General features: G+C 68.1%; 24 protein-coding genes and 1 pseudogene. 10 read left to right on the top strand and 15 right to left on the bottom strand.

What is annotated here, in order from left to right:
• Nucleotides 1-56: 56 nt before the first annotated feature.
• From urtB to C3V38_RS02815, 5 genes are all read left to right on the top strand, one after another.
• A complete protein-coding gene (gene urtB / locus C3V38_RS02835; RefSeq protein ID WP_007633467.1) occupies nt 57-941 on the top strand; it encodes an urea ABC transporter permease subunit UrtB in 885 nt (294 codons plus the stop codon).
• A 122-nt stretch (nt 942-1,063) separates the two neighbouring features.
• Nucleotides 1,064-2,239: an urea ABC transporter permease subunit UrtC gene (urtC, locus tag C3V38_RS02830; RefSeq protein WP_254426130.1), complete on the top strand. Its 1,176-nt coding sequence runs from the start codon at nt 1,064-1,066 to the stop codon at nt 2,237-2,239.
• Nucleotides 2,236-3,177 (top strand): urea ABC transporter ATP-binding protein UrtD, encoded by a 942-nt coding sequence (gene urtD, locus C3V38_RS02825; RefSeq protein ID WP_106385025.1) that lies wholly within the window; start codon nt 2,236-2,238, stop codon nt 3,175-3,177. The genes urtC and urtD overlap by 4 nt, the downstream gene beginning before the upstream one ends.
• Nucleotides 3,174-3,875: an urea ABC transporter ATP-binding subunit UrtE gene (urtE, locus tag C3V38_RS02820; RefSeq protein WP_106385024.1), complete on the top strand. Its 702-nt coding sequence runs from the start codon at nt 3,174-3,176 to the stop codon at nt 3,873-3,875. The genes urtD and urtE overlap by 4 nt, the downstream gene beginning before the upstream one ends.
• 533 nt (nt 3,876-4,408) lie before the next feature.
• On the top strand, nt 4,409-5,113 hold the full coding sequence (locus tag C3V38_RS02815; RefSeq protein ID WP_106385023.1) for an EcsC family protein: 705 nt from the start codon (nt 4,409-4,411) through the stop codon (nt 5,111-5,113).
• A 194-nt stretch (nt 5,114-5,307) separates the two neighbouring features.
• On the opposite strand, the gene C3V38_RS18275 is transcribed toward C3V38_RS02815, so the two are convergent.
• The 3 genes and pseudogenes from C3V38_RS18275 to C3V38_RS02805 form a co-directional block, all read right to left on the bottom strand.
• On the bottom strand, nt 5,308-5,538 hold the full coding sequence (locus tag C3V38_RS18275) for a PucR family transcriptional regulator (RefSeq protein WP_371412143.1): 231 nt from the start codon (nt 5,536-5,538) through the stop codon (nt 5,308-5,310).
• A gap of 176 nt (nt 5,539-5,714) precedes the next feature.
• Nucleotides 5,715-6,923: pseudogene (locus C3V38_RS18270) on the bottom strand (GAF domain-containing protein); the annotation flags it as partial.
• 77 nt (nt 6,924-7,000) lie between these two features.
• Nucleotides 7,001-7,546 (bottom strand): hypothetical protein, encoded by a 546-nt coding sequence (locus C3V38_RS02805; RefSeq protein WP_106385021.1) that lies wholly within the window; start codon nt 7,544-7,546, stop codon nt 7,001-7,003.
• A 206-nt stretch (nt 7,547-7,752) separates the two neighbouring features.
• On the opposite strand from C3V38_RS02805, the gene C3V38_RS02800 reads away from it, so the two are divergent.
• A complete protein-coding gene (locus C3V38_RS02800; RefSeq protein ID WP_244881721.1) occupies nt 7,753-8,262 on the top strand; it encodes a DUF6328 family protein in 510 nt (169 codons plus the stop codon).
• 281 nt (nt 8,263-8,543) lie between these two features.
• Here C3V38_RS02800 and C3V38_RS02795 read toward each other — a convergent pair whose 3' ends face one another.
• From C3V38_RS02795 to C3V38_RS02785, 3 genes are all read right to left on the bottom strand, one after another.
• Entirely contained in the window at nt 8,544-11,156 is a 2,613-nt protein-coding gene (locus tag C3V38_RS02795) for an ATP-dependent DNA ligase (protein ID WP_106385020.1), read from the bottom strand.
• A 458-nt stretch (nt 11,157-11,614) separates the two neighbouring features.
• Complete coding sequence (locus C3V38_RS02790) at nt 11,615-11,878, bottom strand: hypothetical protein (RefSeq protein WP_106385019.1); 264 nt, start codon at nt 11,876-11,878, stop codon at nt 11,615-11,617.
• Between the two features lie 9 nt (nt 11,879-11,887).
• Entirely contained in the window at nt 11,888-12,454 is a 567-nt protein-coding gene (locus C3V38_RS02785) for a RelA/SpoT domain-containing protein (protein ID WP_106385018.1), read from the bottom strand.
• Nucleotides 12,455-12,526: 72 nt separating this feature from the next.
• On the opposite strand from C3V38_RS02785, the gene C3V38_RS02780 reads away from it, so the two are divergent.
• Complete coding sequence (locus tag C3V38_RS02780; RefSeq protein ID WP_106385017.1) at nt 12,527-13,840, top strand: ISL3 family transposase; 1,314 nt, start codon at nt 12,527-12,529, stop codon at nt 13,838-13,840.
• Here C3V38_RS02780 and C3V38_RS17335 read toward each other — a convergent pair.
• From C3V38_RS17335 to C3V38_RS02770, 3 genes are all read right to left on the bottom strand, one after another.
• The gene (locus tag C3V38_RS17335; protein WP_129591159.1) at nt 13,816-14,064 is read right to left on the bottom strand and encodes a hypothetical protein; all 249 of its coding nucleotides are present in this window, start codon (nt 14,062-14,064) and stop codon (nt 13,816-13,818) included. The two genes, C3V38_RS02780 and C3V38_RS17335, sit on opposite strands and share 25 nt — an antisense overlap.
• Nucleotides 14,065-14,172: 108 nt before the next feature.
• Nucleotides 14,173-15,117 (bottom strand): DUF4268 domain-containing protein, encoded by a 945-nt coding sequence (locus tag C3V38_RS02775; protein ID WP_106385016.1) that lies wholly within the window; start codon nt 15,115-15,117, stop codon nt 14,173-14,175.
• 94 nt (nt 15,118-15,211) lie between these two features.
• Complete coding sequence (locus tag C3V38_RS02770; protein ID WP_106385015.1) at nt 15,212-16,177, bottom strand: NADP-dependent oxidoreductase; 966 nt, start codon at nt 16,175-16,177, stop codon at nt 15,212-15,214.
• A gap of 329 nt (nt 16,178-16,506) precedes the next feature.
• Here C3V38_RS02770 and C3V38_RS02765 point away from each other — a divergent pair, with 329 nt between their 5' ends.
• Both C3V38_RS02765 and cynS read left to right on the top strand, forming a co-directional pair.
• On the top strand, nt 16,507-17,364 hold the full coding sequence (locus tag C3V38_RS02765; RefSeq protein ID WP_106385014.1) for a formate/nitrite transporter family protein: 858 nt from the start codon (nt 16,507-16,509) through the stop codon (nt 17,362-17,364).
• A gap of 128 nt (nt 17,365-17,492) precedes the next feature.
• Entirely contained in the window at nt 17,493-17,942 is a 450-nt protein-coding gene (gene cynS, locus C3V38_RS02760; protein WP_106385013.1) for a cyanase, read from the top strand.
• An 82-nt stretch (nt 17,943-18,024) separates the two neighbouring features.
• Here the strand turns inward: cynS and C3V38_RS02755 are convergent, their stop codons facing one another.
• The 5 genes from C3V38_RS02755 to C3V38_RS02735 all read right to left on the bottom strand — a co-directional run bounded on the left by C3V38_RS02755 (nt 18,025) and on the right by C3V38_RS02735 (nt 22,637).
• Nucleotides 18,025-18,642 (bottom strand): alpha/beta fold hydrolase, encoded by a 618-nt coding sequence (locus tag C3V38_RS02755; protein ID WP_254426059.1) that lies wholly within the window; start codon nt 18,640-18,642, stop codon nt 18,025-18,027.
• Nucleotides 18,643-18,669: 27 nt separating this feature from the next.
• Entirely contained in the window at nt 18,670-18,909 is a 240-nt protein-coding gene (locus C3V38_RS17870) for a hypothetical protein (RefSeq protein WP_254426058.1), read from the bottom strand.
• A 139-nt stretch (nt 18,910-19,048) separates the two neighbouring features.
• Nucleotides 19,049-19,807 carry a sulfite exporter TauE/SafE family protein gene (locus C3V38_RS02750; RefSeq protein WP_106385012.1) on the bottom strand — a complete coding sequence of 253 codons (759 nt, stop codon included), beginning with the start codon at nt 19,805-19,807 and terminating at the stop codon, nt 19,049-19,051.
• A gap of 682 nt (nt 19,808-20,489) precedes the next feature.
• The gene (locus C3V38_RS02740) at nt 20,490-21,038 is read right to left on the bottom strand and encodes a toll/interleukin-1 receptor domain-containing protein (protein WP_165001059.1); all 549 of its coding nucleotides are present in this window, start codon (nt 21,036-21,038) and stop codon (nt 20,490-20,492) included.
• Between the two features lie 285 nt (nt 21,039-21,323).
• A complete protein-coding gene (locus tag C3V38_RS02735; RefSeq protein ID WP_106385009.1) occupies nt 21,324-22,637 on the bottom strand; it encodes an ISL3 family transposase in 1,314 nt (437 codons plus the stop codon).
• A 553-nt stretch (nt 22,638-23,190) separates the two neighbouring features.
• On the opposite strand from C3V38_RS02735, the gene C3V38_RS02730 reads away from it, so the two are divergent.
• Entirely contained in the window at nt 23,191-24,297 is a 1,107-nt protein-coding gene (locus tag C3V38_RS02730) for a Ku protein (protein ID WP_106385008.1), read from the top strand.
• A 45-nt stretch (nt 24,298-24,342) separates the two neighbouring features.
• Here the strand turns inward: C3V38_RS02730 and C3V38_RS17330 are convergent, their stop codons facing one another.
• Entirely contained in the window at nt 24,343-24,711 is a 369-nt protein-coding gene (locus tag C3V38_RS17330; protein WP_129591158.1) for a hypothetical protein, read from the bottom strand.
• Between the last annotated feature and the right edge of the window lie 23 nt (nt 24,712-24,734).

The raw sequence follows: 24,734 nt of genomic DNA, 5'->3' as shown, positions 1-24,734 counted from the left end.
GACCCTGAACCGAGGCCGGGAGCGGGGGAGGGCGGGACCCGGAGAAAGGAGCCGGTGTGGACATCCTCATCGGACAACTCGCGACCGGATTGAGCATCGGCTCCATCCTCCTGCTCGCCGCCCTCGGACTATCCCTGACGTTCGGGCAGATGGGCGTCATCAACATGGCGCACGGCGAGTTCATCATGGCCGGCTGCTACACCGCCTACGTCGTGCAGCAGATCATGGCCGCCTCCGGCGCCGGCCTGGCCCTGTCGCTCGTGCTGGGGTTCGTAGTGGGCGGCCTGCTGGGCGTGCTGCTCGAGGTCACGCTCATCCGCCGCCTCTACGCCCGTCCGCTCGACACCCTGCTCGTGACGTTCGGCGTGGGCCTGGTGCTGCAGCAGATCGCCCGCGACATCTGGGGCGCGCCTGCCGTCAACGTCGAGGTGCCCGAGTTCCTGCGCGGAAGCGTCGAGCTGCTCGGCGCGTCGGTGCCGCTGACGCGCGTGTTCATCTTCGTCCTGGCCATCGCGTGTGTCGCGGCCGTCATGGCCGCCATGAAGTTCACGCCCATGGGCCGCCGCATCCGGGCCGTCACGCTCAACCGGGACCTCGCCGAGTCGTCCGGCATCAGCTCCCGCCGGACCGACATCACGACGTTCTTCATCGGCTCCGGTCTCGCCGGGGTGGCGGGCGTGGCGCTCACGCTCATCGGCTCGACCAGCCCCACGATCGGCCAGTCGTACCTCATCGACGCGTTCCTCGTGGTGGTCGTGGGCGGCCTCGGCCAGTTGCGGGGCGCCGTGATCGCAGCGTTCGCGCTCGGCGTCCTCCACTCGTTCTTCGAATACTCCACCACCGCCTCGGTGGCCAAGGTCCTCGTCTTTGTCACCATCATCTTCTTCCTGCAGGTGCGACCGCAGGGCCTGTTCGCCGTCAAGACCAGGAGCCTGGCATGACCGACACCACCACTGCCCGTGCGGCCGCGACGACCACCTCGTCGTCGTCACCGACTACGCCGACCACCACTCCACCGGCGACCCCGCCCGCCGACGCCGGCCCACCGCCCCGGTCTCGCTGGATGTTCTGGGCCGCGCTCGCGGTGGCGGCGCTGGTCATCTTCGGCCTGGCGCCGCTGCTGCTCAGCGACTTCCGCCTGGGCCTGCTGGCCAAGTTCTTCTGCTACGCGATCGTCGCCAGCGGCATCGGCCTGGCGTGGGGGCGAGGCGGCATGCTCACGCTGGGTCAGGGCGTGTACTTCGGCGTGGGCGCCTACGCGATGGCCATGTTCCTCAAGCTCTCCGACGCCCGCGACCGCGGCGGTCCCGACGCCCTGCCGGACTTCATGCAGATCGCCGGCACGCGCGAGCTCCCCGGCTACTGGGTGCCGTTCGCCTCGCCCGGGTTCACGATCGCGGTGATCCTGCTGGTCCCGCCGCTGCTGGCGTTCGGGTTCGGCTACCTGGTGTTCCACCGCAAGGTCAAGGGCGCCTACTTCGCGATCCTCTCGCAGGCCCTGGCCGCCGCGGCCGCGATCTTCCTCGTCAGCCGTCCCGAGCTGGGCGGCTCCAACGGGCTCAACCGCTTCACCGGGTTCTTCGGCTTCGCGCTGTCCGACCCCGCGAACCGGCGGATGCTGTACTTCCTCGCCGGCGGCGCGCTGCTCGCCGTGGTGCTGCTGGTGCGGCAGCTCATGCAGTCCCGCTTCGGCGAGCTGCTGGTGGCCGTGCGCGACCAGGAGGAGCGCGCCCGCTTCCTCGGCTACGACCCGGCGCTGATCAAGTCGTTCGCCTACGCCGTGGCCGCGTTCGCCGCCGGGATCGCCGGGGCGCTGTTCGTGCCGATCGTCGGGATCATCTCGCCGTCGGCGATCGGTATCGCGCCGTCGATCGCATTCCTCATCGGCGTGGCGATCGGCGGCCGCGCGACCCTGCTCGGCCCGGTCCTCGGCGCGATCGGCGTGGCGTGGGCGCAGACCGCGTTCTCCGAGGCCTACCCGTCGCAGTGGACCTACCTGCAGGGCGTGTTGTTCATCGTCGTCGTCGGGTTCCTGCCCGGCGGCCTGGCGTCGCTGTTCGCGGTGCGGCGCCGGCGCGCGGCGCGTGACACCGCGCAGGTGGACGCGCCCGTGGGTACGACGACGACGAGCTCCACCACCCCCGACCGGCCCGCCACCACCGCGGCGGCCGGACCGTCCGACACCACCATCGCCAGCGCGACCGCCACCACTGACCCCGCCACCGAGGAGCCCCGATGACCCGTTCCACCGCCTTCGGCATCGGTGCCGCCCTCTCGGCGGGCACCCTCACCGGCGCAGAGCTCCGGCCGCCCGGCGCCGCGTCCACCCGATCCCGCCCTGCGGGCCGTGAGCAGGGCGCCGGCACCTACCTCGAGGTCCGCGGCCTGACCGTGACGTTCGACGGCTTCCGCGCCGTGGACGGCGTGGACCTCACGCTCATCCAGGGCGACCTGCGGTTCCTCATCGGGCCCAACGGCGCCGGCAAGACGACCGTGGTGGATGCGATCACCGGGCTCGTGCCCGCGACCGGCACCGTCGACAAGTCGGGGCAGCCGGTGCTGGGGCTCAAGACGCACAAGATCGCCAAGCTGGGGATCGGCCGGACGTTCCAGACAGCGTCGGTGTTCGAGGACCTGACGGTCGAGCAGAACCTCGACATCGCCGCCGGCGCTCACCGCGGGCCGCTCACCCTGCTGCGGCGGCGCCACGGCCGGGAGGAGAGCGTCGCCGAGGCGCTGGCCACGATCGGGCTGGAGCACCTGGCCGGCACGAAGGCCGGGGTGCTGGCGCACGGGCAGAAGCAGTGGCTCGAGATCGGGATGCTGCTGGTGCAGGACTGCGACGTCATGCTGCTCGACGAGCCCGTCGCCGGCATGGGCGCCGAGGAACGCCAGGCCACGGGCGAGCTGCTGCAGCGGATCGCCGCCGACCGCACCGTCGTGGTGGTGGAGCACGACATGGAGTTCATGCGCGCGTTCGCCACCTCCGTCACAGTCCTGGCCGCGGGCAAGGTCCTCGCCGAGGGCACGGTCGCCGAGATCCAGGCCGACCCCAAGGTGCAGCAGGTCTACCTGGGCACCGCCGCCGCGACCGGCACCGAGTTGGCCGACGCCGACGCCGACGCCGACGCCGCCACCAACACCGACGCCGCCGACACCGAGGAGACCCCGCGATGAGCGCACTGTTGAGCATGTCCGGCGTCCGCGCGGGCTACGGCGGCTCGGAGGTCGTCCACGGTGTCGACCTCGAGGTCCCCGCCGGGGGAGTGGCCGCGATCCTCGGCCACAACGGCGCCGGCAAGACCACCCTGCTGCGCACCGCCGTGGGACTGTTGCCGTGCAAGGGCGGGACCATCACCTTCGACGGCGAGGACATCACCCGCCTGCGTCCGCACGCGCGGGTGGCCCGCGGGATCGGCTACGTCCCGCAGGGGCAGCAGTCGTTCACGCAGCTCACCACCGCCGAGAACCTCCAGCTGGTCGCCGACGGCCGCAAGCGCGGCAAGGCGCTGATCGACGAGTCGCTGGACCTGTTCCCGGCGCTGCGCGAGCTGCTCGACCGCAAGGCCGGCCTCCTCTCCGGCGGTCAGCGCCAGCAGCTGGCGATCGCGAGGACGCTGATCACCGAGCCGCGGATGCTGGTCCTGGACGAGCCCACCGAGGGCATTCAGCCCAACGTGGTGGCCGAGATCGAGCGGATCATCGTGGAGCTCGCGTCCCGCGGCGACCTGTCCGTTCTGCTGGTCGAGCAGCACGTCGGCTTCTCGCTGCGCGCCTCGGACGTCTACTACGTGATGGAGTCCGGGCGGATCTCGCACTCGGGCGCCTCCGACGATTCCGCCGCCCACGACGTCTCGGCGGCGCTGGCGATCTGATCGGCGAGGTCTCGCGCCCGGTGGCGGGCGCTGTCACCGCCTCTGGCCTGCGGTGCCCTGGAGCACCCGTTCAGGGCACCGCAGGTCAGGGGTTTGCGTGCTGGTGCGCCATGCCGCTTCAGGCCCGGGGCCGGACCCTGGCCGTGGAGGGGCCTGAACTTTGGTGTGACCATTGCGAAAAATCGGCTAGAGGCTCGCAGTGGTTACACCACAGTTCTCCGCCAGGTGCCGCACTGCCTCGCGTGACCGCCGACAAAGCGGCGGAGGCAGAGTGTTATGCCGTTCTCAGGCCGCCGCATCGGGCTCGACCTGCAGTTCCCTGCGGGCCCCGTTCAGGGATCCCCAGGTCAGACGGGTAAAAGCTCAGAGGCTGGCACAACGGTTCTCGCTTAATAGTCGACACCGTTAACCATCAGAGCCAAATAGTGCTTATCCTTCCTTCCGGTGCTGAGTCTCCCTCGCCCGGCGCCGCGGACTCACGGATCGGCCGTCGTGAGAACCGTCCCCTCAGGCCTGTCAGGAAGGCGCCCCTCATGGCAATCGCCCAACCCAAGCGTGTCAAGGAGATCACCAAGTCGATCTCCGAAGGCGATATGGAGGCGGCAGCCACCGCCACCATCGACTTCATCCTCGACGCGGGAGTGAAAGGCTTCGGCCCCGTCAAGAGCGCCGAGGCCATTGCCGATGAGGCACTGAAGCACTCGGGGAACGACGCGGAGAAGGCGATCAAGCGGATCATCGCCACGCACACCAGGGTCGTGGGCGCATCGGGTTTCGTCTCCGGGCTCGGGGGCCTGGCCACGATGGCGGTGGCGCTCCCCACCGATGTCACCGTGTTCTATACGCGTGCCACCCGCATGATCGCGGCGGTCGCACACCTGCGCGGCTACGACGTTCGCAGTGAGGAGGTCCGCAGCGTCATCGCGGTGTCGCTGATCGGTTCCGCCGGAGTCGAGGCGATGTCCAAGGCCGGCGTCGAGATCGGCACCAAGACGGCGATTGCGGCCCTCAAGAGGGTGCCGGGCACTGTCCTGACCAAGATCAACAAGGCGGTGGGCTTCCGGCTGGTGACCAAGTTCGGCACCACGGGGTCCATCAACCTGGTGAAGGTCGTGCCCGTGGCGGGCGCAGCCGTGGGCGGCACGATCAACATCGCGGGCATCCGATCGATCGCCGGATACGCGAAGAGCAACTTCCCCGCCATCGAGTCGGTGCCCGTGCCGCACACAGCCGTCTGACCCTAGACGCCTGAGCGTCTGCCCATCGGCCTCCGCGCCGATACCACCTCTGACCTGCGGCGCCCTGGAAGGCATGTTCAGGGCGCCGCAGGTCAGCGCGCCCGCCGCCCGCCGCCCGCCGCGCCCCGTGTCGCCGGGGCGAGACGGCAGGCGCCAGGCGAGCTCGCGGCCCCTGGCGCTCCACCCCGCCCCGCTCAGACCCCCCGCAGCTCGGCCATCCGCAGCGCGAGCCGCAGTTCGAGCGCCCGGTCGCCGCGCCGCCAGCCGGGGCCGAGGATCGTGTCGAGTCGGTCGAGCCGCTGGTAGACGGTGTTGACGTGCACGAACAGCCGGTCGGCGGTCGCGGACGGGCTGCCGTCGGCGGCGAACCAGGCCTGCAGCGTGTCGAGCAGGGAGGTGCCGCGGGCGCGGTCGGCGGCGCGCACCGGCCCGAGGTTGCGCTCGATGAACTGCCCCACGAACTCGCGGTCGGCCTCGCTGAACAGCAGCCCGTACAGCCCGAGTTCCTCGGCGGCGGCACCGGAACCGGCGCGGTCGAGCGCGATGAGCAGCCGGCGGCCCGGCGGGCGCGTTCGACGTGATCGCCCACATCGGCGAGGCCGGCCACCCCGGCGATCGGCCCGGAGCCGCCGACGGTCGCCTGATGCGCGGCGAGCCGGGCGGCCACATCGCGGGCGGTGGCCCCGGCGTCGGACCCGGGCAGCAGCATGACGGCGCGGTCGCCGTACGTGGTGACCAAGCCGTCGTCGACGCGGGCGAGCGCGCGGCACTCGGCCTGCAGCGCGCGCGGCATCCGCTCCTCGGCGGGGGTGATGACCAGCGCGACGAGGTCGGTGTCGACGTCCACGCCGAGCAGGGCGGCGCGCCGGCCGATGGCCTCGAGGTCGTGCTCGCCGGGCGCCAACACCTCGGCCAGCAGCTCGCCGCGCACGCGGTTGTCGGCCTCGTCGCGCGCGCGGTGCCCCAGCAGGATCAGCGCGATCACCGAGGCCACGCGCCCGAGCGCCCGCCCGATCGCGGGGACGGGTCCGCGGCTGGCGAAGGTGACGTACCCGAGGTGGTCGGGTCCGGTGACGACCGGGGTGACGACGACGAGGTGGCCGTCCACCGACCGGGTGACGGGTCCGTCGGTCCGCTCGGTGTCCGCGGCGACGTCGTCGACGACCCGCCGCAGCAGGTCGAGTGGCGGTCCCTCGGGCGGGCACGCCCAGCCGATCTCCCGGTGGGCGAGGTCGAACACGGCGGCGGACCCTCCGCCGATGTCCACCACGAGGTCGACGATCTCGGGGACGGTGGCCCCGGCCACGACCAGCCGGGTGAGGCGTTCGTGGAGGTCGACGATTCCGGCGAGGCGGGCGGTCTCGGCGTGGGCGGCGTCGAGGGCGTCGAGGGTGGCGTCGAGTTCGCGGCGGCGTCGGGTGGCGCGTTCGGCGGCGGTGAGGGCGGCGGAGACCTGGTCGGCGAGCAGGGCGAGGAGGGTGATCTCGTCCTGGGTGAAGTCGCGTTCGGTGCGGTCGGAGGTGAACAGCATCCCGGTGAGCCGGCCGAAGGTGCGTACCGGGACGCCGAGGATGGCTTTGACGCCCTCGTCGATGATGATCGGGTCGATGACGTGGGTGTACTGCTCGTCGGCGAGGTAGTTGCGGGTCCAGCGAGGTGCCATCGCCTCGGCGACCTGCCCGCCGAGGCCGAGTCCCATGCCGAGGCGGATGGTGTCGAAGCGGGGGCTGGTCGCGCCCTCGGCCATGCGCATGTAGGTGTCGCCGCGCTCGGGGTCGAGCAGCATGACGTACGCGAGGTCGGTGCCCACGATCTGGCCGGCGGGGTGCCCTGCTCGACCGCCGCCACTTCCACCCGCTCGGCGTCAAAGGCATCAACCCGTGGGCTTCATAGCTGCCCGAGCAGCTCCTTCCACACGGGCCGCCAGTACTCGATGGCCTCGGCGGAGTCGAGTTTGGAGTGCACCACGCCGACGGTGCACTTGCCGCCGGCCTTGTCGCTGAAGTTCAGGGCCACGCGGGTCCGATCCGCCAGCGGCACCCGCCAGTAGCGCCACTCCTCGGTGCTCGAGGTGGACGGCTCGGCCTCGATCTCGACCCCGCCGAACTCCTCGCGCGCACCGACGAGCGCCATCCACGCCTCCAGCGCCGCGTCCTTGTCGCCGGCCACGGTTTTCGAGGTGGACAGCTGGAAGTCGCCGTCGCAGGACTGTCCCGGGACGCGCAGGCCGGTGTGTTGTTCGTAGGCGACGGCCGCCGACTGCGCCCACCATTCGCGCTGCTCCGCAGACTCGGGCATGTGCTGCAGCGTCAGTCGCGCGATCGCGGTGTGCTTGAGCTCGCGGGCGCCCTCTCGGTCGAGCAGCTCGACCCAGTCCTCCCACGAACGGCCGGTGGCGGCGGCGACGGCGGCGGTACTCGACGACTTGACCATGCCTTCATGCTGCCCGACCCGCCGCCCCGCCGCGCGCCGCGCTTCAGGGAAGAGAGGGTCGACGACGACGAGGTCCGCCTACCCGCCTGCGCCGCCATCACCCGGCGAGTCGAGTCGGTCCCGGCGGGCCGGCGGGGAACTCCGATTCCCGGCGAAACGCCCTTCGACGCCGGCGGGCCGGGGAACGATGAGGGTTCCGCGGAGAGATGAGCGGCATGGACGTGGACCGACCCCGGGAGCGCGACGAGACCGAGGCGCAGCGGATCGACCGCAACTGGATCGAGCTGCTCCAAGAGCTGCGCATCGTCCAGACCGGCGGTCAGGTGCTGATCGGTTTCCTGCTGGTCGTGCCGTTCCAGGAGCGGTTCGCGGAGATCAGCTGGGGTGCCAGGGCCCTGTATCTCGTCGTCCTGTCGCTCACCCTGATCTCGTCGGTGATGCTGCTGGCCCCGGTGATGATTCACCGCGCGGTGTTCCGCTCGCACCGCAAGGACCGCGTGCTCCGCTTGTCCGCGACGTTGGCCCGCGCCGGGTTGGCGATCTTGTCGGTCGCGATGGTCGGTCTGGTCGCGCTCATCTTCACTCTGGTGACGGGCACAGCGGGCGGCCTCACCGCTGCGGCCGCGATGGCCGTCTTCGTCGTGGTGATGCTGTTCGTGATCCCGGCCCGACTACGGCGCGGTGCGGTGACGAATCCGTATGTCGCTGAGCTGTGACCGCGGCCGCGGGTGGGGGAGTAGCCCGGCAGGCCGCCACCCGCCTTGACCTGCGGTGCCCTGCGGCCCGTGTTCAGGGCACTGCAGGTCAGAGCTAATGCATAGTGGCAACCGAGGCCCTGGCGACGGCGGGAGCCCGACCAACATTGCTCTTCGCACTCTGTACCCACATTGGGAAACTGATTGGGACTCATTGCCACTCTGGACTGAAAAGTCGCGATCTAGTGCCAATCTGCGGACATCGCTGTCCCTGGACACCGGACAGAGGTCGAGTGCTGGTGCTACAGGTCTCCGGGCAGCTTGTCGCGGCGGATGTCGCGCCAGGAGGGTTGGCGCATGTTGCCGTCGTCGGTGAAGCCCTGGTGGCGAACTTCCACGACGATCTTGGGCGTCACCCAGACGGCGTCGCGGCGGGCGTCTGCGGGCAGTTGCTCGACGAAGGGGCTGGTCCTGCGGCGCAGCGGCTCGAGCTCGTCGAGCAGGGCGCGGGCCTGCTTGTCGGTGAACCCGGTGCCGACGCGGCCGATGTAGGCGAGGCCGGTTTCGGCGGGCAGGCCCAGTAGGAGGGAGCCGAGCGAGCCGGAGCGGCCACCCTTGCCGGGCCGCCATCCGCCGACGACGGCCTCGGTCGTGGTGAGCAGCTTCTGCTTGAGCCAGGCCTTGGAACGGCGGCCGGATTCGTACTTCGAGTCGCGGCGCTTGGCGACGATGCCCTCCCAGCCGTATTCCTCGGCCTCGGCCAGGGCGCGGTCACCGGGGCCGTCGAGGACCTCCGGCACGTGCACTCGATCGACCTCCCGCAGTGCCGGCGCGAGCAGGTCCAGCACCTCACGGCGGCGCTCCCACGCCTGTTTCTGCAGGTCCACGCCGTCGACCTCGAGCACGTCAAAGACGAACAGCTCGACCGGCGGCAGTGACGAGTCCTTGCCCTCGGCGGCGGCCTGCTTGGCCAGTGACGCGAAGTCCGGCACGCCGTTGGCGTCGAGGATCACCAACTCGGCGTCGAGAACCGCCCGCCGCTCGAGCGCTTCGGCCAGCCCGGGGAAGCCGTCGGCGAGCCAGTCCATGGAGTTGCCGTTGCGGCTGACGAGGCGCGTCTGTGCGCCGTCGGTCGCGAGGGTGACGCGGTAGCCGTCCCACTTGCCCTCGAACGCCCACGTGTCGTCGGGCAGTTCGGTCACTTCGGCGGCCGTGGGGATCATGGGCAGCGGGGGAGCGTCGGGGCGCGCGGCGCTGTCGGACCGGTCGGTGGAACGCGAACGTGCCTTGCCGTCGGAACTATCGGAGTCGCCGGAGCCGCGCGCACGCTTGTCATCGTCCGGGTACGACGACTTCGGATTGTCGCGCCCGCCGTAGAAGGAGTCGGGCGATTGGTCCTTCATGTACTGCACGATCCACTGGTTCTTCTCGGCGCTCGTGCGCACGAGTACGTACCTGCCGGAGACCTTCTCGCCGTCGAGCCACACGATGATCTCGTCCTCGCGCCACTTCTCGCACTCGTAGGTGCCGCGGTCCCAGACGGTCATGTGGCCGGCGCCATATTCGCCCTTGGGGATGGTGCCCTCGAACGTCTCGTAGCCGAGCGGGTGGTCCTCGGTGTGCACGGCGAGCCGCCGGTCCTTGGGCTCGGTGGGCAGGTTCTTGGGCACGGCCCACGAGGCCAGGACGCCGTGGTGTTCGAGCCGCAGGTCGTAGTGCAGGCGGCGCGCGTGGTGCTCCTGGATGACGAAGATGGGCCCGTCGCCCCCTGAGCGATCGGTCTCCACCTCACCCTCGAACGGCTCGGGCGTCTTGCGGCGATCCCGCTTGCGGCGGTACTCCTCGAGACTCGTGACCACGGCGTCGGCGCTGGTGGGCTCGGCGTCGCAGCCCTCGACGTCGGTCGAGCTGGTGTCGGCGGGCTCGGGGTCCTCGTCATCCGACGACGACGAGCTCTTCTTGCCCCCGGACGACTTCTTGGCCCGCGACGTCGGGCCGGACGAGGACGCCTTCTTCTTGGCGGAGCCGCTCTTCTTGACCGTGCCTTCGAGGCCGTCGAGGAGATCGCCGTCGGCGTCCAGTCGCTTGAGCACCTCGTCCCAGTGCAGGTGCGTCAGGCCGCCGTCGCCGAGTTCCTCCCACGAGCGGGGCGCGGCCACCCACGGCTCGGCCCGCCCGCGCAGGGAGTACGGCGCGACGGTGGTCTTGGCGCCGCTGTTCTGGCTCCAGTCGACGAACACCTTGCCGTCGCGGATGGAGCGCTTCATGGTGGCGGTGACCAGGTCTGGGGTCTGCTTGGCGAGGGACTGCGCGATCTCCTTGGCCACCTTGGAGGCGCTGGCGGCGGTGACGGCCTTGTCCAGCCGGGCGTAGAGGTGGATGCCCTTGGAGCCGCTGGTGACCGGGAACGCCTCGAGTCCCGCTTCGGACAGCAGGTCTCGGACGCGGAGGGCGACCTTCGCCGTCGTATCCAATTCCACGCCCTCACCCGGGTCGAGGTCGATGACGATCCGCCGCGTTCTCCCCGGCTCGCCATTCGTGAGGGTCCACTGCGGCACGTGCAGTTCGAGGGCGGCCTGCTGGGCGAACCACGCGAGAGTCGCGGGGGAGTCGAGTACGGGGTAGGTGACGGTGCGCGAGGAGTGCTCGATCGACACGCGCGGCACCCAGTCGGGCGCGTGCTGGGGCAGGTTCTTCTCGAAGAAGGAGTCGGCGTCGGTGCCGTCGGGCCAGCGCTTGCGGGTGACGGGCCGGTTGCCGGCATAGGTGATGAGCAGCGGCGCGACGGCCGTGTAGTACTCCAGCACGTCGGCCTTGGTGGTGCCGGTGGCCTCGTAGAGCACCTTGTCGGGGTGGGTGAAGCGCACGGTGCGCCCGTCGACCTTCACCGACTCCTTCTGCCCCTTAGTCGCCATGGGACCACTCTCGCATCCGACTCGGACACTGGCGACCGGCTCGGCAGGCGGATCGGGTGGCGACGACGACAAGGGTCGCAACCCAACCGACCGGCCCCGCGCGTCGTGTGCGGGACCGGCCGGAGGGGCGAGGGCGGCTGTGGTTCGTCTACCGAGAGCCGGCCTCGGGGCGCGCCTGCCGAGGGCGGCTCACGCCTCGGCGTGGTCACACGATAACTCTCCCATCGGCGGTTATGTGGACCTTCTTAGGAAAAAGCGTCACCGTCGGCGCGGGATACCCGCCCTGAGCGCACCACTCACGCCGGTGCCGCGGGAGCGGTCCGTCGCCGTGGTGGGTGTGGGCGTGGCTATGTGACGACGACGAGCCCGCCGATTCCCCGCCTGAGTTCCGCGTGTCGATTGGACGTGCTCTGCCGCACCCGCCAGCCCCCGCCCGGGTGCGGTGTGCTCCAGAGGGGTTAGTGGCTGGCTAAGAGGTCCGCGAACATCGCTTCGTCGGCGTCTTTGAAGTAATGACCGTGGGTCCGCATTACTGTCTCGATGCTGTCGGCTCCCACTAGGACGACCTCGAACCGCGCCACTTCGTCGCTGTTGCGGAACTCAGCCTCAGCAGCCTCGTAGGCAGTAACCGCCATCCGTGTGTCGGTGAACTCCTCCTCGCGGATGAGTCTCCCGGCATCAAAGCTGTAGACAAGAAGGAAGTGAATCAGCGACTGCGCCACCGTAGCCTCCTATGCCTTGTAGTAACCCTCGTGAACGACCTGCTCGCGGGCTCTGCGAAAGGCCTCAAGGGTAGCCTGGTCCACTTTAGTCCCCAACTCGCGGGCACGCAGCTGCTTGGCTGCGAGGGCGAAGTAGGTGATCATCGACTCGGGCCCGATGCCGTCTTTGAGAGTCAGACCGAGTCTGTTGTCCGCTGCCTCAACGGCGTCCGCCCAAGACTGCTCCCAGGGTGTGCGGAGCTGGATCTCGACGAAGCGGGAGTCCCGGATGACGACGATGTGACGAGCCCAGTACCCCGTGGTTTGAGGCTTGCTGACGTAGTCGCGATCCCGGTGAACGTCCCAGCGCTGTGCGATGCGATCGGCGAGCATCTGGACCGCCTCCTGATCCGGGAGGATGACTCGGACCCCGCCGATATCCTCTAACCGGTCGAGGGTCGTGCGGCCATGCGGCGACCCCACCGAGCGGTGGAGCTTTCGAATGATTCTCTCAGATCGCTTGAGTCGCTGAGTGATAACTGGCTCTTCCGGATCCGGAGTGCGTAGCTGGGGTTCGCCGGTGATGCGGTGAGGCACAAGATGTAGGGGTCCTGGGGCGTGTGAAGATGCAGGTTCCTACGCCACGCATCGAACACCCCAGGACCCGCTTTGAACGCTACCGCCAGCCTGCTTGCCGACACCATCTGCCGCACCGTCGAGCTCGGGGTGACGATCACCGACGCCGCTGTGGCTGACGAGCTCACGCACCTGTTCTGCGCCCCGGTCACACTCGACCCGGTCTGCGCCGAGTGCGGGATGGCGGGCCGTTTGCGGGACCACGTCCAGCGGAAGGTCACGGATCTGCCGATCGTGGGTCATCCCACCAGACTGCATGTGCGGGTACCGCGCTTCACCTGCGACAACATCGAATGCGAGACGCGCATCTTCCAGCAGCGGATGCCGGCGTTGGCCGAGCCGCGGGCCAAGACCACGCGTCGCTGCAGCCGCTGGATCCTGCAGCGTCTGGCGATCGACCGCACCAGCGTGTCCGCGGTCGCCAAGGCCCTCGGGCTGGGGTGGGATCTGGTCAACGATCTAGCACTGTCGGAGACTCGCACGATCGTCTACGACCAGCCCGGCCACTTCGACGGCGTCCGCATTCTCGGAGTCGACGAGCACAAATGGAAGCACGTGCGCGGCGACGGCAGCAGCTCATTCGTCACCGTCCTGGTCGACCTGACCCCGGTCGTGGACGGCACCGGCCCGTCTCGCCTGTTGGACATGGTCCCCGGGCGCTCGGCGAAGGTGCTCACCGAGTGGCTCGACGCCCGTGACCAGGTGTTTCGAGACCGAGTCAAGGTGGTCACGATGGACGGGTTCGCCGGCTACCACTCCGCCGCCGCCAAAGCCGTTCCCGCTGCCCGGACGGTGATGGACCCCTTCCACGTCGTGCGCCTGGCCGCCGACAAGCTCACCGTGTGCCGCCAACGCATCCAGCAGGCCACCACCGGGCACCGGGGCCGCACGGGCGATCCGCTGTACGGCATCCGCCGGACCTTGAACACCCGAGCCGAGCTGCTCACCGACAAGCAGAAGGTGCGCCTGTTCAAAGCATTCACCGCCAACGATGCGCACGCGGCGGTCGAGGTCACCTACGGCGTCTACCAGCGACTCATCGCCGCCTACGACGCCGCCGGCAAGCGGGAGGGCAAGATCGCGATGTACAAGCTCCTGCGCTCGATCCGGGCCGGGGTGCCCAAGGAGCTGCCCGAGCTCGCCCAGCTCGGTCGCTCACTGTGGAAACGGCATCGCGAGATCCTCGCTTACTTCGACGTGGGTGCCTCCAACGGACCCGTCGAGGCCATCAACGGCCGCCTCGAGCACCTCCGCGGGATCGCCCTGGGCTTCCGCAACCTCAAGCACTACATCTTGCGGTCACTCATTCACTCCGGCCGGCTTCAGGATCGGATCAATGCACTCTGATTCCGGAAGAGCCTGATAACTGGGTCGAACCCGAGGGTGTTCACCATGGACGTCAACCCGTTGCGAACTTTGGCCATCGGTTCTTGGTGGGCGCGACGAAACAGCTTCACGACGTCGAGGGCTTCGCCCAACTGGGTCACGTCATAGGCGAAGCCGGGGTCGAATCGTGCGGAACGTATCAGCTCACCGCACTTCCGGATGCGTGTCTTGCTGGGAAGCTCCACGCCTTGAGCATAAGGTGCGGATCCGACATTCAGGGGCAGTGCGTACGGGCTCCCACAATGGCTCGACGGCCGGTCTTCGCGCCCGTCCTGGAGGTGGAAGAGCGGCGCCTAGCTGATTTCCCCCACTGCCTCGATCGCTCGGCGGAGTCGGCCCTGTGCGTCAATGAGCCAGTCGGTCATCGCAGGCCAGGCGTCGCGGTCCTGGATGTCGTTGAAGTCCGAACTGGCAATGATTCTCGCGGCTTTTCTTCCCTCCATTGGATCCCACTCGAGTTGCGCACCAAAGGCGGCTTCGAACTCGTCAGCTCGATTGCGGAGAGCGTTGAAGCGCTCCCGATTCGTTTCGGGGTCCGGTGACTCAAAATAGAGCTGGAGGGTCAGCCGGCTTCCGAACCAGATCATGGATATGAGTACCTTTGGCACCCCAGAGGAGGTCCCGCACCAATTGCCGCCAGTGGTCCGCGCATTCGTCCAATGGGGGTGCGACTGTCGGATGCGTTCTAAGACTGCCTCCCAGAACTCTCGGTAGACCGACTCTCTCGCCGAGGCGGGGCGAGTTTCGCGCTTGACGCGCTTCACCCAGTCGTTCGGCTGGGCCACCAAATCGAAGGCTGGCGCGTAGTCCGAGTCGCCAATCTGAACGACTCGGATCACCACCCCGAAAAATCGTGTCTCCTCGTCCGTCCGTTCATTGAGCCAATCGAGTGCGGCTCGATGCTCCGGCCGGAAATCAGTAGCGATCCAGATGATGGTGGTGGGCTCAGTGCCCGCTGCATAGGTGATGAGCTGACCGAGGTGAGAGTGGTCAGACTGCTCCAGCTGGTTTTCCACGATGACCGTGGTGCCGGTGGCGGCGTCGCGACCGATGAGGTCCAAACTGAAGCTGCCGACCGGATGCTCGGCCGCGTCGAGCTCGAGGTCCATGCCGAGGACCTCGTTCAGGACATCGACGTTGTCTCTGAGCCAGGGGGTGAAGGACAGCGCCTCGTGCTTCCAAACCTCTCGGGGAGGGACGGAGGACAGTCGGCCCAGGGAGGGCAGAGGTGCAGACATGAGGTCTCCATGGTCCAGTAGTCGGACGGAGTCCGAATGGTGGCACTACGGGCGGTCGCGGCGACTACCGACCGTCAGTGCCCCCACCCGAACATCACCGTGTGAAGTCAATCACCAACCGCCCCCGAGTCCCGCCGGCTTCGAGTCGTTCGTGGGCCCGCCACGCGTCCTCGGGCGCGTAGCTGTCCGCCACACGGAGGGTGACCACGCCGTCCTCGGCCAGCTTCCGCAGCTCGTCGAGCTTTTCCTGTTCCTCCGCCATGTCGACCACGCTCACGGCATGAACCCGCAGGTCCTGCTTTCCGTCGCCCCGATACCCCCGCACCGTCGCGACCCCACCGCCGGTCTTGACCGCGGGGAGCACGGCGGACTCCTGCACGGATCCGTCGAAGAGGCCGTCGACGCCGTCGGGGTAGAGCTCGAGGATGCGGTCGGCGACGCCCTCGCCGCGCCGCACGATCTGATCGGCGCCGAGCGACCGGACGAGCTCCTCGTCCGCCTCGGACGCGTCGGCGACCACGATGAGGCCGACGTGCTTGGCCAGCTGGATGACGTATCCGCCGGTCGAGCCCGCCGCCCCGGTCACCGCGAGAACCTGGCCGGGATTCAGCGCCAGCAGGTCGAGGGCGCGCCGGGCGGTGAGGCCGTTCATCGGGAGCGTCGACGCGGCGATGTCGTCGGCATTGCGGGGCGCGGCGGTGACCGACCGGGCGGGCAGGACGATGTCCTCGCGGTACGCACCGTGGTCGTCGCGGGGGACCACGATGCCCATGACCCTGTCGCCCACGGACAGGGAGGTGTCGGCGTCCTCGCCGATCTCGATGAGCGTTCCGGCGATGTCCATGCCGGGGACGTCCGCAGCCCCGCGCGGCGTTCCGGTCTTCGAGCGGGAGCCGTTGCGCGTGTAGGTGTCGGTGGGGTTGATGGTCGCGGCGGTGACGCGCACGCGGACTTCGGTCGGGCCGAGTTCCTGCTTGGGGACTTCCACGACCTGCAGGGCGTCGGGGCCACCGTAGGTCGTTACTCCGACGGCGCGGACGGAGGCGGTTGAGACGGTCATTGTTCCTCTTTCCCGCAGACCGGCGAGGGTGGGCCGGTCCGCTGGATTGTTGGCCATTGACATCTGTCGTGCAGCCTAACCACGCCGGCAGGGCGGTGCCGCCGCGAGCGACGGGCCTGGGGAGATGTCGACGACGAGTTCACTCTGGCCGCTCACCGCTCGCTGTCACCCACTCATCCGAGGTGGCGTGCCGACCCCTCACCGCCCGCCCGCCTCCTCGTGAGCCGGCGGTTACCGACCGCTGCGGCGGCGAAACGGCCACGACACAATGCGCGTTCAGACTCGGTCCAGTTCATTAGCGCGGCTACCGCAGAGCTGGAGGAGACGACGTGTCCTACGTTCAACCAGAGGACTTCACCCGGGCGATGATCGACGCCGGGGCCAAGAAGGTTCACATGTCCACCCGCGACACGCTGATCCGCGGCTTCATGGCCGGCGCGATCCTGGCGTTGGCGGCGGCGTTCGCAGTGACGGTCACCGTGCAGACGGGCAGTGCCCTGCTCGGGGCGGTGCTGTTCCCCGTCGGGTTCATTCTGCTGTACCTGCTCGGCTTCGACCTGCTGACCGGCGTGTTCACGCTGGTGCCGCTGGCCCTGCTCGACAAGCGCAGAGGGGTCACGGTCGGCGGGATGTTCCGCAACTGGGGCTTGGTCTTCGTCGGCAACTTCGCCGGTGCGCTGACGGTGGCGTTCCTCATCGCGTTCATCACCACCTACGGGTTCAACGTGGCGCCCGACGAGGTGGGCCAGCGCCTCGGGGAGATCGGCGAGGCGCGGACCCTGGGCTACAAGGAGTACGGGGCGGCCGGGATGGCGTCGCTGTTCTTCCGTGGCGTGCTGTGCAACTGGATGGTCTCCACCGGAGTGGTGGCGGCGATGATGTCGACCAGTGTGAGCGGCAAGGCGCTGACCATGTGGATGCCGGTGATGCTGTTCTTCTACATGGGCTTCGAGCACTCGGTGGTCAACATGTTCCTGTTCCCGACCGGACTCATGTTGGGCGGCGACTTCTCCTGGAGCGACTACCTGGTGTGGAACGAGATCCCCACGGTCCTCGGGAACCTCGCCGGTGGCCTGCTCTTCGTGGGCCTGACCCTTTACGTCACCCACGCCCGTACCAAGGCGCGGCGGCCGCTGCAGGCCGAGTCCGCCCAGGCCGACGTGGAGCCCGCCGGCGCCCCGGCCTGACCCGATCGACCCTCACCGATACGCCGCCCGTCCGGCGCGCCCGGCCCGACCCGGCCGACCCCCACCGCGACCGCACCCCACCGCGACCGCACCCCACCGCGACCGCACCCCACCAGGAGGAATCCCCCGTGAACCCGATCATGTCCAAGCGCGATGCCGCCGCCCTCGTCGACTCCGCCCGTATCCGCCAGGGCCGCACGTGGTCGGAGTTGGCCGAGCACCTGGGCGCCCCGCTGGTGTGGACCACCGCCGCGCTGCTCGGCAACCATCCGATGTCCGCCGAGCAGGCCGCCTCGATCTGCGAGCTGCTCGGCCTGGGTGAGGACGTCGCCGAGAGCCTGGCCCTGCAGCCGAGCCGCGGTACGCCGGCCGAGCAGATGGCGGACCCGACCATCTACCGGCTCACCGAGGCGCTGGCGGTCTACGGGCCGGCGCTCAAAGCACTCATCCACGAGGAGTTCGGGGACGGCATCATGAGCGCGATCAACTTCCAGGTCGACTTTCGGCGTCGGCCGGACCCCGATGGGGACCGGGTGGTGATCACCCTCGACGGAAAGTTCCTCGACTATCGGTGGTGACGGCCAACAGCAAAGACGACGAACGCCCGGAGGCCGCAGCCGCCGGGCGGCCGCCCGAGGAGGCTCAGCGCAGACCGCTGCGCTAGCTCCACTTCTCGACAAAGGCCAGGGTGGCGGCGTTGGCGGTCTCGGGGTCGGAGGCGGTGAGGAAGTGCTGGCCGCCCTCGACGATCTGGAGCTCGGCGGAGGGAGAGCCGGTGAAGCGGGCGATGCCGTCCTCGGCGTTGGCCACGGAGTACACGGAGTCGGCGGTGCCCTGCAGCCAGAGGACCGGGCAGATCACGTCGCCGAGGCGGGCTTCGAGGCCGTCGCGGTCGCGCAGGTTGACCGACGCTGTGCGGAGGCGGTGCCGGCCGTCGTCGCCGGTGTAGTTCTGGCGGTACGTGTCCAGCCAGAACTGCTTCTCGGAGTCCGACACGTCGTCTCCGAGGCCGGCGGCCAGGACGCCGAGGACGAACTCGTCGTCGACAACCCACTCGTCCCCGACGGGGGCGGCGAGGGCGTCGATCGCGGGTGTGCAGAAGCCGGAGCCGTCCCAGCAGCCGCGCTCCATGCTGGCCTGGCTCTCGTAGTCCATGGAGGTGCCGACCACGACGATGCCGCGGATGGCGTCGGGGTCAAGCAGTGCCATGCGCGTGGCGATCCAGCCGCCCTGCGAGGTGCCCAGCGCGAACGCCGAGTCGATGTCGAGGGCCTGCATCACCTGCAGAGCGGCGATCGCGCTGTCTCAATAGGTGAAGTGCCGGTAGCGGGAGCGGGTGGCGCCGTGCCCGTAGGGCTCGATCGCGAGCAGGTTCATGCGGGAGCCGAGCTCGTCGCTGGCGAACTGCGGCCGGTACAGCTCCACGGAGGTGGTGAAGGAGTTGATCATCACCAGGGTCGGCAGGGAGGGGTCGTACTCACGCCCGAACCGGTAGCCGATGGTCGAGCCGCCGAGGTGCGGGATGTCGATGGTCTGCGTGGTCATGGCGGTCCTTCGTGAGGGGAACTAAGGGGTTCCTCGACAATAGGAGGATCGCCGCGTGTGTAGTAGACGAATCAGCGAGATGACCGACTCTGCCTTAAGCCTGGTTGCCCCTGCACCCGCCCACCGACCGGGGGACGGGTCAGCTGATCACGCCCGCCAGCCCCCGCCCGAGCAGGCTGAGCGCGCCGACGGTCACCACGACGATCGCCACCTTGCGCCCGACGGCCGCGGGCACCCGCCGCGCGACCAGGCCGCCGATGACGATGCCGATCGGCACCATCGCCACGACCAGCGCGACCACCGCCAGCGGCAGCTCAGACGCCGGGGCCGCCCCGAGCCCGACCTTGACCAGGACCGAGACGAGGCCCATGGTCCCGAAGATCGGCTGGAGGGTCGCGGCGAACGACCGCTGCTGCCAGTTGGTCGCCTGCGCGTAGACCAGCATGGCGGGCGCGGCCACGCCCACGGCGGTGTTGAGGAACCCGCCGGCGGTGCCGGCCGCGGCGGCGGGGAGGCGACCGCTCATGGGTGGGATCCGCACCAACGCGGTCGTCAGCAGCGTGCCGATCAGTGCGACGCCGATGATGACCTCGAGCCAGTGGCGGTCCGCGGCGCCGACCAGGAGGGCGCCGGGCACGGACCCCACGACGATGAGGGGCGCGAGGCGGCGGTAGCGCTGCCAGTCGATGTCGGGGCGCAGCGTGATGCCGATGAGTACGGCGGAGACGACGGTCGTGATGTTGGTCAGCAGCACGCCGGTGACGGGCCCGAGCAGCAGCGCGAGCGTCGGCGAGACCACGAGCCCGACCCCCATCCCGCTGACCCGCTGCAGCACGGTCCCGAGGATGACGGCCGACGCCGCCACGAGCAGGAGCAGAGGCGCGAGGTCGGCGGGCATGGGGACAGCTTTCCAGGTGCCTCCGGCGGGGCCGCCGACCGATCGGTGGGGAGGCGCTGCCTGGCGCGTAGTTGCGGCTCGCCGTGACTATGTGACGACGACGAGGTGAGCGACCTTGGCCCAGTTTCCTCGCCGGGTGTTCCGGAAGTGCTGGCACGCGGCCGAACAGGTTGAGCGGACAGCCGAGACTGCCCCACGGCGCCCGTTTCTCTGGGAAGGGGACCGCCAGGACCACCTCTGCGAGCGGGTGGGAGGAGAGATGCGAGTCCGGAGACGCAATGCACGTACGCAAGTTCGTCACCGAAGCGGCGCGCGCTGTGCCGAGGCGGGGCCTTGCTGGACTTATCGCCGTCAAGCTGGTGATCGCGGGAACCACCCGGGGAGGCCAGGGGCTCGCCGTGGCTGCAGCAGTACTGTTCGTCGGCCTTGGAGTCGGGCTCGCGGTGTCGATCGTTATGGCGAGAGCGTCCATCTATTCAGACGCGAACTAGCAGCGGCGTCACGACCGAGCAATGACCCAAGCCGTCGGGGATCAGCCCTCTCAGCTCCGCGATCGAGTAAGGCGTTAGAGGCGCGACTTCAGGCTGAACGCTAGCGTTGCTCAATTGAGGCGTATACGAGCAGGGGCACCCCTGACTCGCGCGCTGACTTGGGCGGGGCACTCTCAATCCGTAGTACGGCTCTAATTCTGGAACGGATTCTGACCGAGTGGAGGCCGACTCGTTTTGGCTGCGCCAAGAATGTCGCGCGCTAATTCCTCAAATCGCTCGGCGTACTCGTCCTTGTTTGAGAAGTCGATGTATTTCCGCGAAAACAGGTAGGTAGGTACGCGGTATGGGGGGTGTTGGCGTGCAATGACTGGAATGACACGGTCGGCGTTCTGGTTTTCCATTAGCGACTGGGTAAGCACCGTGGTTTCATAGCCGGCGCCTCCTACTCCCGCGTTGGCTTTGTCGACGTATCCGGGGGTGCATACAGCGATTACACGGTCGGAGTCAACAAGATTGTGGCTCATGAAGAGTGCTAGATTGGACCCTAGTGGAAGGAATTGGTCGAAGATTACCCAAACTCCAACCGCTTGAAGGTCGCAGGCGAGTTTGAATGTCCATTGTTTGTGGGCCTCATCATCGTGCGAGTACGAAATGAACACGCGCTGCCGGCGCTCGCCCCGCAGTTTGAGCAGCGTATCGAGTTCATCGAGTGGGTCGTCCTTCAGGGGGCTTGCAGCCACGGTGGCTGACCTTCCACCGACACCCACTTGCTCATTCTGTAGTTCCGCACCGCTTAGGCTATGGCGCTGAATAACTGCACCTAACTTTGCAGTCAAGTGGTTAAATAACTCGTCGGTAGCGCTATCGTTGGGGCCTGAGAGTTTTAGTTCTACTTTTAGTTTCGGTTCACTGTGATTTGAGCACCAAAGGTCAATGCCGAAGCTACGCTCACGATACTTAAGCGGAAAATGCCCAATTATCGAGATTATCCGGCCGTTAGCGATGGATATGGGGCCCTTCCGGATTTAGAGTGCGTTGATCCGATTCTGGAGCTGTCCGGAGTGGATCAGTGACCGCAAGATGTAGTGCTTGAGGTTTCGGAAGCCCAGGGCGATTCCGCGGAGGTGCTCGAGGCGCCCGTTGATGGCCTCGACGGGGCCGTTGGAGGCGTCCACGTCGAAGTAGGCGAGGATCTCGCGGTGCCGCTTCCACAGTGACCGGCCAAGTTGGGCCAGCTCGGGGAGTTCTTTCGGTACACCGGCCCGGATGGAGCGCAGGAGCTTGTACATCGCGATCTTGCCCTCCCGCTTGCCCGAGGCCTCGTAGGCGGCGATGAGTCGCTGGTAGACGCCGTAGGTGACCTCCACCGCCGCGTGTGCATCATGGGCGGTGAACGCTTGGAACAGGCGCATCTTCTGCTTGTCGGTCAGCAGGTCAGCGCGGGTACGCAGGGTGCGGCGGATGCCGTACAGCGGGTCGCCGGTGCGGCCCCGGTGCCCGGTGGTGGCCTGCTGGATGCGTTGGCGGCACACGGTGAGCTTGTCGGCGGCAAGGTGCACGACGTGGAACGGGTCCATCACCGTCCGGGCAGCGGGCACCGCGCTGGCGGCGGCGGTGTGGTAGCCGGCGAACCCGTCCATCGTGACCACCTTGATGCGGTCCCGGAACGCCTGGTCACGGGCGTCGAGCCAGTCGGCGAGCACCTTCGCTGAACGGCCCGGGACCATGTCCAACAGGCGGGACGGGCCGGTGCCGTCCACGACCGGGGTCAGGTCCACCAAGACGGTGGCGAATGAGCTGCTGCCGTCGCCGCGCACGTGCTTCCATTTGTGCTCATCGACTCCGAGAACGCGGACGCCGTCGAAGTGTCCGGGCTGCTCGTAGACCATGGAGCGGATCTTCGAGACCGCCAGGTCGTTGACGAGATCCCAGCCCAGCCCGAGGGCCTTGGCCACCGCGGACACGCTGGTGCGGTCGATCGCCAAGCGCTGCAGGATCCAGCGGCTGCAGCGGCGGGTGGTCTTGGCCCGCGGCTCAGCCAACGCCGGCATCCGCTGCTGGAAAATCCTCGTGCCGCAGTCATCGTTGTCGCAGGTGAAGCGCGGTACCCGCACATGCAGCCTGGTCGGGTGCCCGACGATCGGTAGATCCGTGACCTTCCGCTGGACGTGGTCTCGCAGGCGCCCCGCCATCCCGCACCCGGGGCAGATCGGGTCGAGTGTGACCGGGGCGCAGAACAGGTGCGTGAGCTCGTCGGCCACAGCGGCGTCAGTGATGGTCACCCCGAGCTCGACGGTGCGGCAGATGGTGTCGGCAAGCAGGCTGGCGGTAGCGTTCAAAGCGGGTCCTGGGGATGCGAAGTGCTGGTGTAGGAACTTGCATCTTCACACGCCCCAGGACCCCTACATCTTGTGCCTCACCGCATCACCGGCGAACCCCAGCTACGCACTCTAAATCCGGAAGGGCCGGATATGGTTTCGTCCAGATTTCTGACGCGATGGAACTGGTCGTCATTCGAAAAGACCGTGAACGTAGGATCGGTACTCCAAGAGTCGAGCAGCTCAGCCTCGAGACCGGATAAGATCTGCTTCGAGAGGGCGACGCTATCGCGCACATCCAAAATCCAAGACTTACCGCGAGTTCGTGTACCCTGCTCTGCTGGACTCATAACTCCGAGTTAAGCACAAGAGACGTTGCGAAGTGTAGAATCGACGCCTGAGTTTAAACAATGCAGAGTGCTAAGCGCAGCGGCTCTTGGTCCCATTCGGGTTCGCCGGCCGACGGATGCCACGGAGCCGATGCCGGTCGACGTCGGTAGTTCGACCGCCGGCACCACACGCAACAGCCCCGCGTCCGGCTGCCGAGCACCCACATCTGTCGCATACTCCCTATATGCGATCCATCTGGAAGGGCGAGGTCTCGTTCGGTCTGGTCAACGTGCCGGTCAAGGTGTACGCGGCGACCGAGGACCACGATCTGCACGCGCGGCAGGTGGACAAGAAGGACGGCGTCCGCATCCGCTACAAGAAGGTTCGGGACGACAACGGCGAGGAGGTCGAGTTCTCCGACATCGCCAAGGCGTACGAGTCCGAAGAGGGTGAGATGGTCATCCTCACCAAGGAGGACCTCGCCAGCCTGCCGGTGGAGCAGAACCACGAGATCGAGGTGACGGAGTTCGTCCCGGCGGATCAGGTGGACCCGGTGGCGTTCGACAACGCGTACTTCCTGGAGCCGGCGTCGCGCTCCAACCGGGCGTACGTGCTGATGCGCGAGGCGCTGCAACAGACGGACCGCCTCGCCATCTGCACGTTCACGCTGCGCAACCGCACTCGCCTCTGCGCCCTGCGGGTGTACAAGGACGTGCTCATGCTGCAGACGCTGCTGTGGCCCGACGAGATCCGCCCGGCGATCCTGGAGGGGTTGGACAAGGAGGCCAAGGTCCGGCCGCAGGAGGTCAAGATGGCGGCGTCGCTCATCGAGACTATGGCGGCGGACTTCGAGCCGGAGAAATACGAGGACGATTACCAGAATCAGCTCAAGGAGTTGATCGAGGCCAAGGCGGCCGGCGGTGAGGCGTTCACGGTGGAGGAGAAGGAGTCGTCGGACGATGACGGCGACGACGAGGTGGCCGATCTGCTCGCGGCGCTGCGGGCGAGTGTGAAGGACCGGGGCGGTAAGGCGGACGACGCCGACGACCAGGACGACGACAAGGGCGACGACGACGAGGACTCCGGCTCCGCCAAGAAGGCCACCAGCAAGAAGAGCGGGAGCAGCTCGGCAAAGAAGACCCCGGCCAAGAAGACTGCGGACAAGAAGGCGCCGGCCAAAAAGGCCGCGGCCGAGAAGTCGACTGCCAAGAAGTCGATGTCTTCGAAGTCGGACTCCGGCAGCTCCGGCTCAAACACGGCCAAGAAGTCGACAGCCTCAAAGTCCACGGCCAAGAAGGCCCCGGCGAAGAAGTCGACGGCCCGCAAGACGCCGGCCAAGAAGTCGGCTTGACCCTACGGCCGGTCAACTTTTCTGCGGGCAATCGCGCACTTCCGGCTACTGGTCGAGATCGACGGTCGGGCGGGTCAGTTCGTGTGCGGGCGGAACCTCGCCCTGGTTGCCCCAGCCGCCGCCTGCGCGAGCGTTGATGTACCTGTCGGCCTGGCGAGGCTTCATATCGACGGTGTGGCCTCTACTCCGCTTGGCTTCGAGAACCCACCCGGTCGAGGCAAGGCGCGCAATCGTGCACGCCTTGTTGGGCCTTCCATTGTGGCGGTCGATGGCGGCCTCGACGCGCTTACGGCTGGTTGAGATGCCCCACGGTTTCGATCCGGGGCTGGAGTAGTGCTCGAATGAGGGCCACCAGCCCCACACTGTGCCGTCAGGCTGGGCGGGTTCGGCCGATGGGGCGGACGGTGTGGTCATGCCAGCAGTGTGTCATTCGCCTC

Origin of the sequence: Dietzia sp. oral taxon 368 (assembly GCF_002999155.1) — a bacterium.
Lineage (GTDB): Bacteria > Actinomycetota > Actinomycetes > Mycobacteriales > Mycobacteriaceae > Dietzia > Dietzia cinnamea.
The sequence above is the reverse complement of the archived record's forward strand: the minus strand, read 5'-3'. Positions and strand labels throughout refer to the sequence as shown.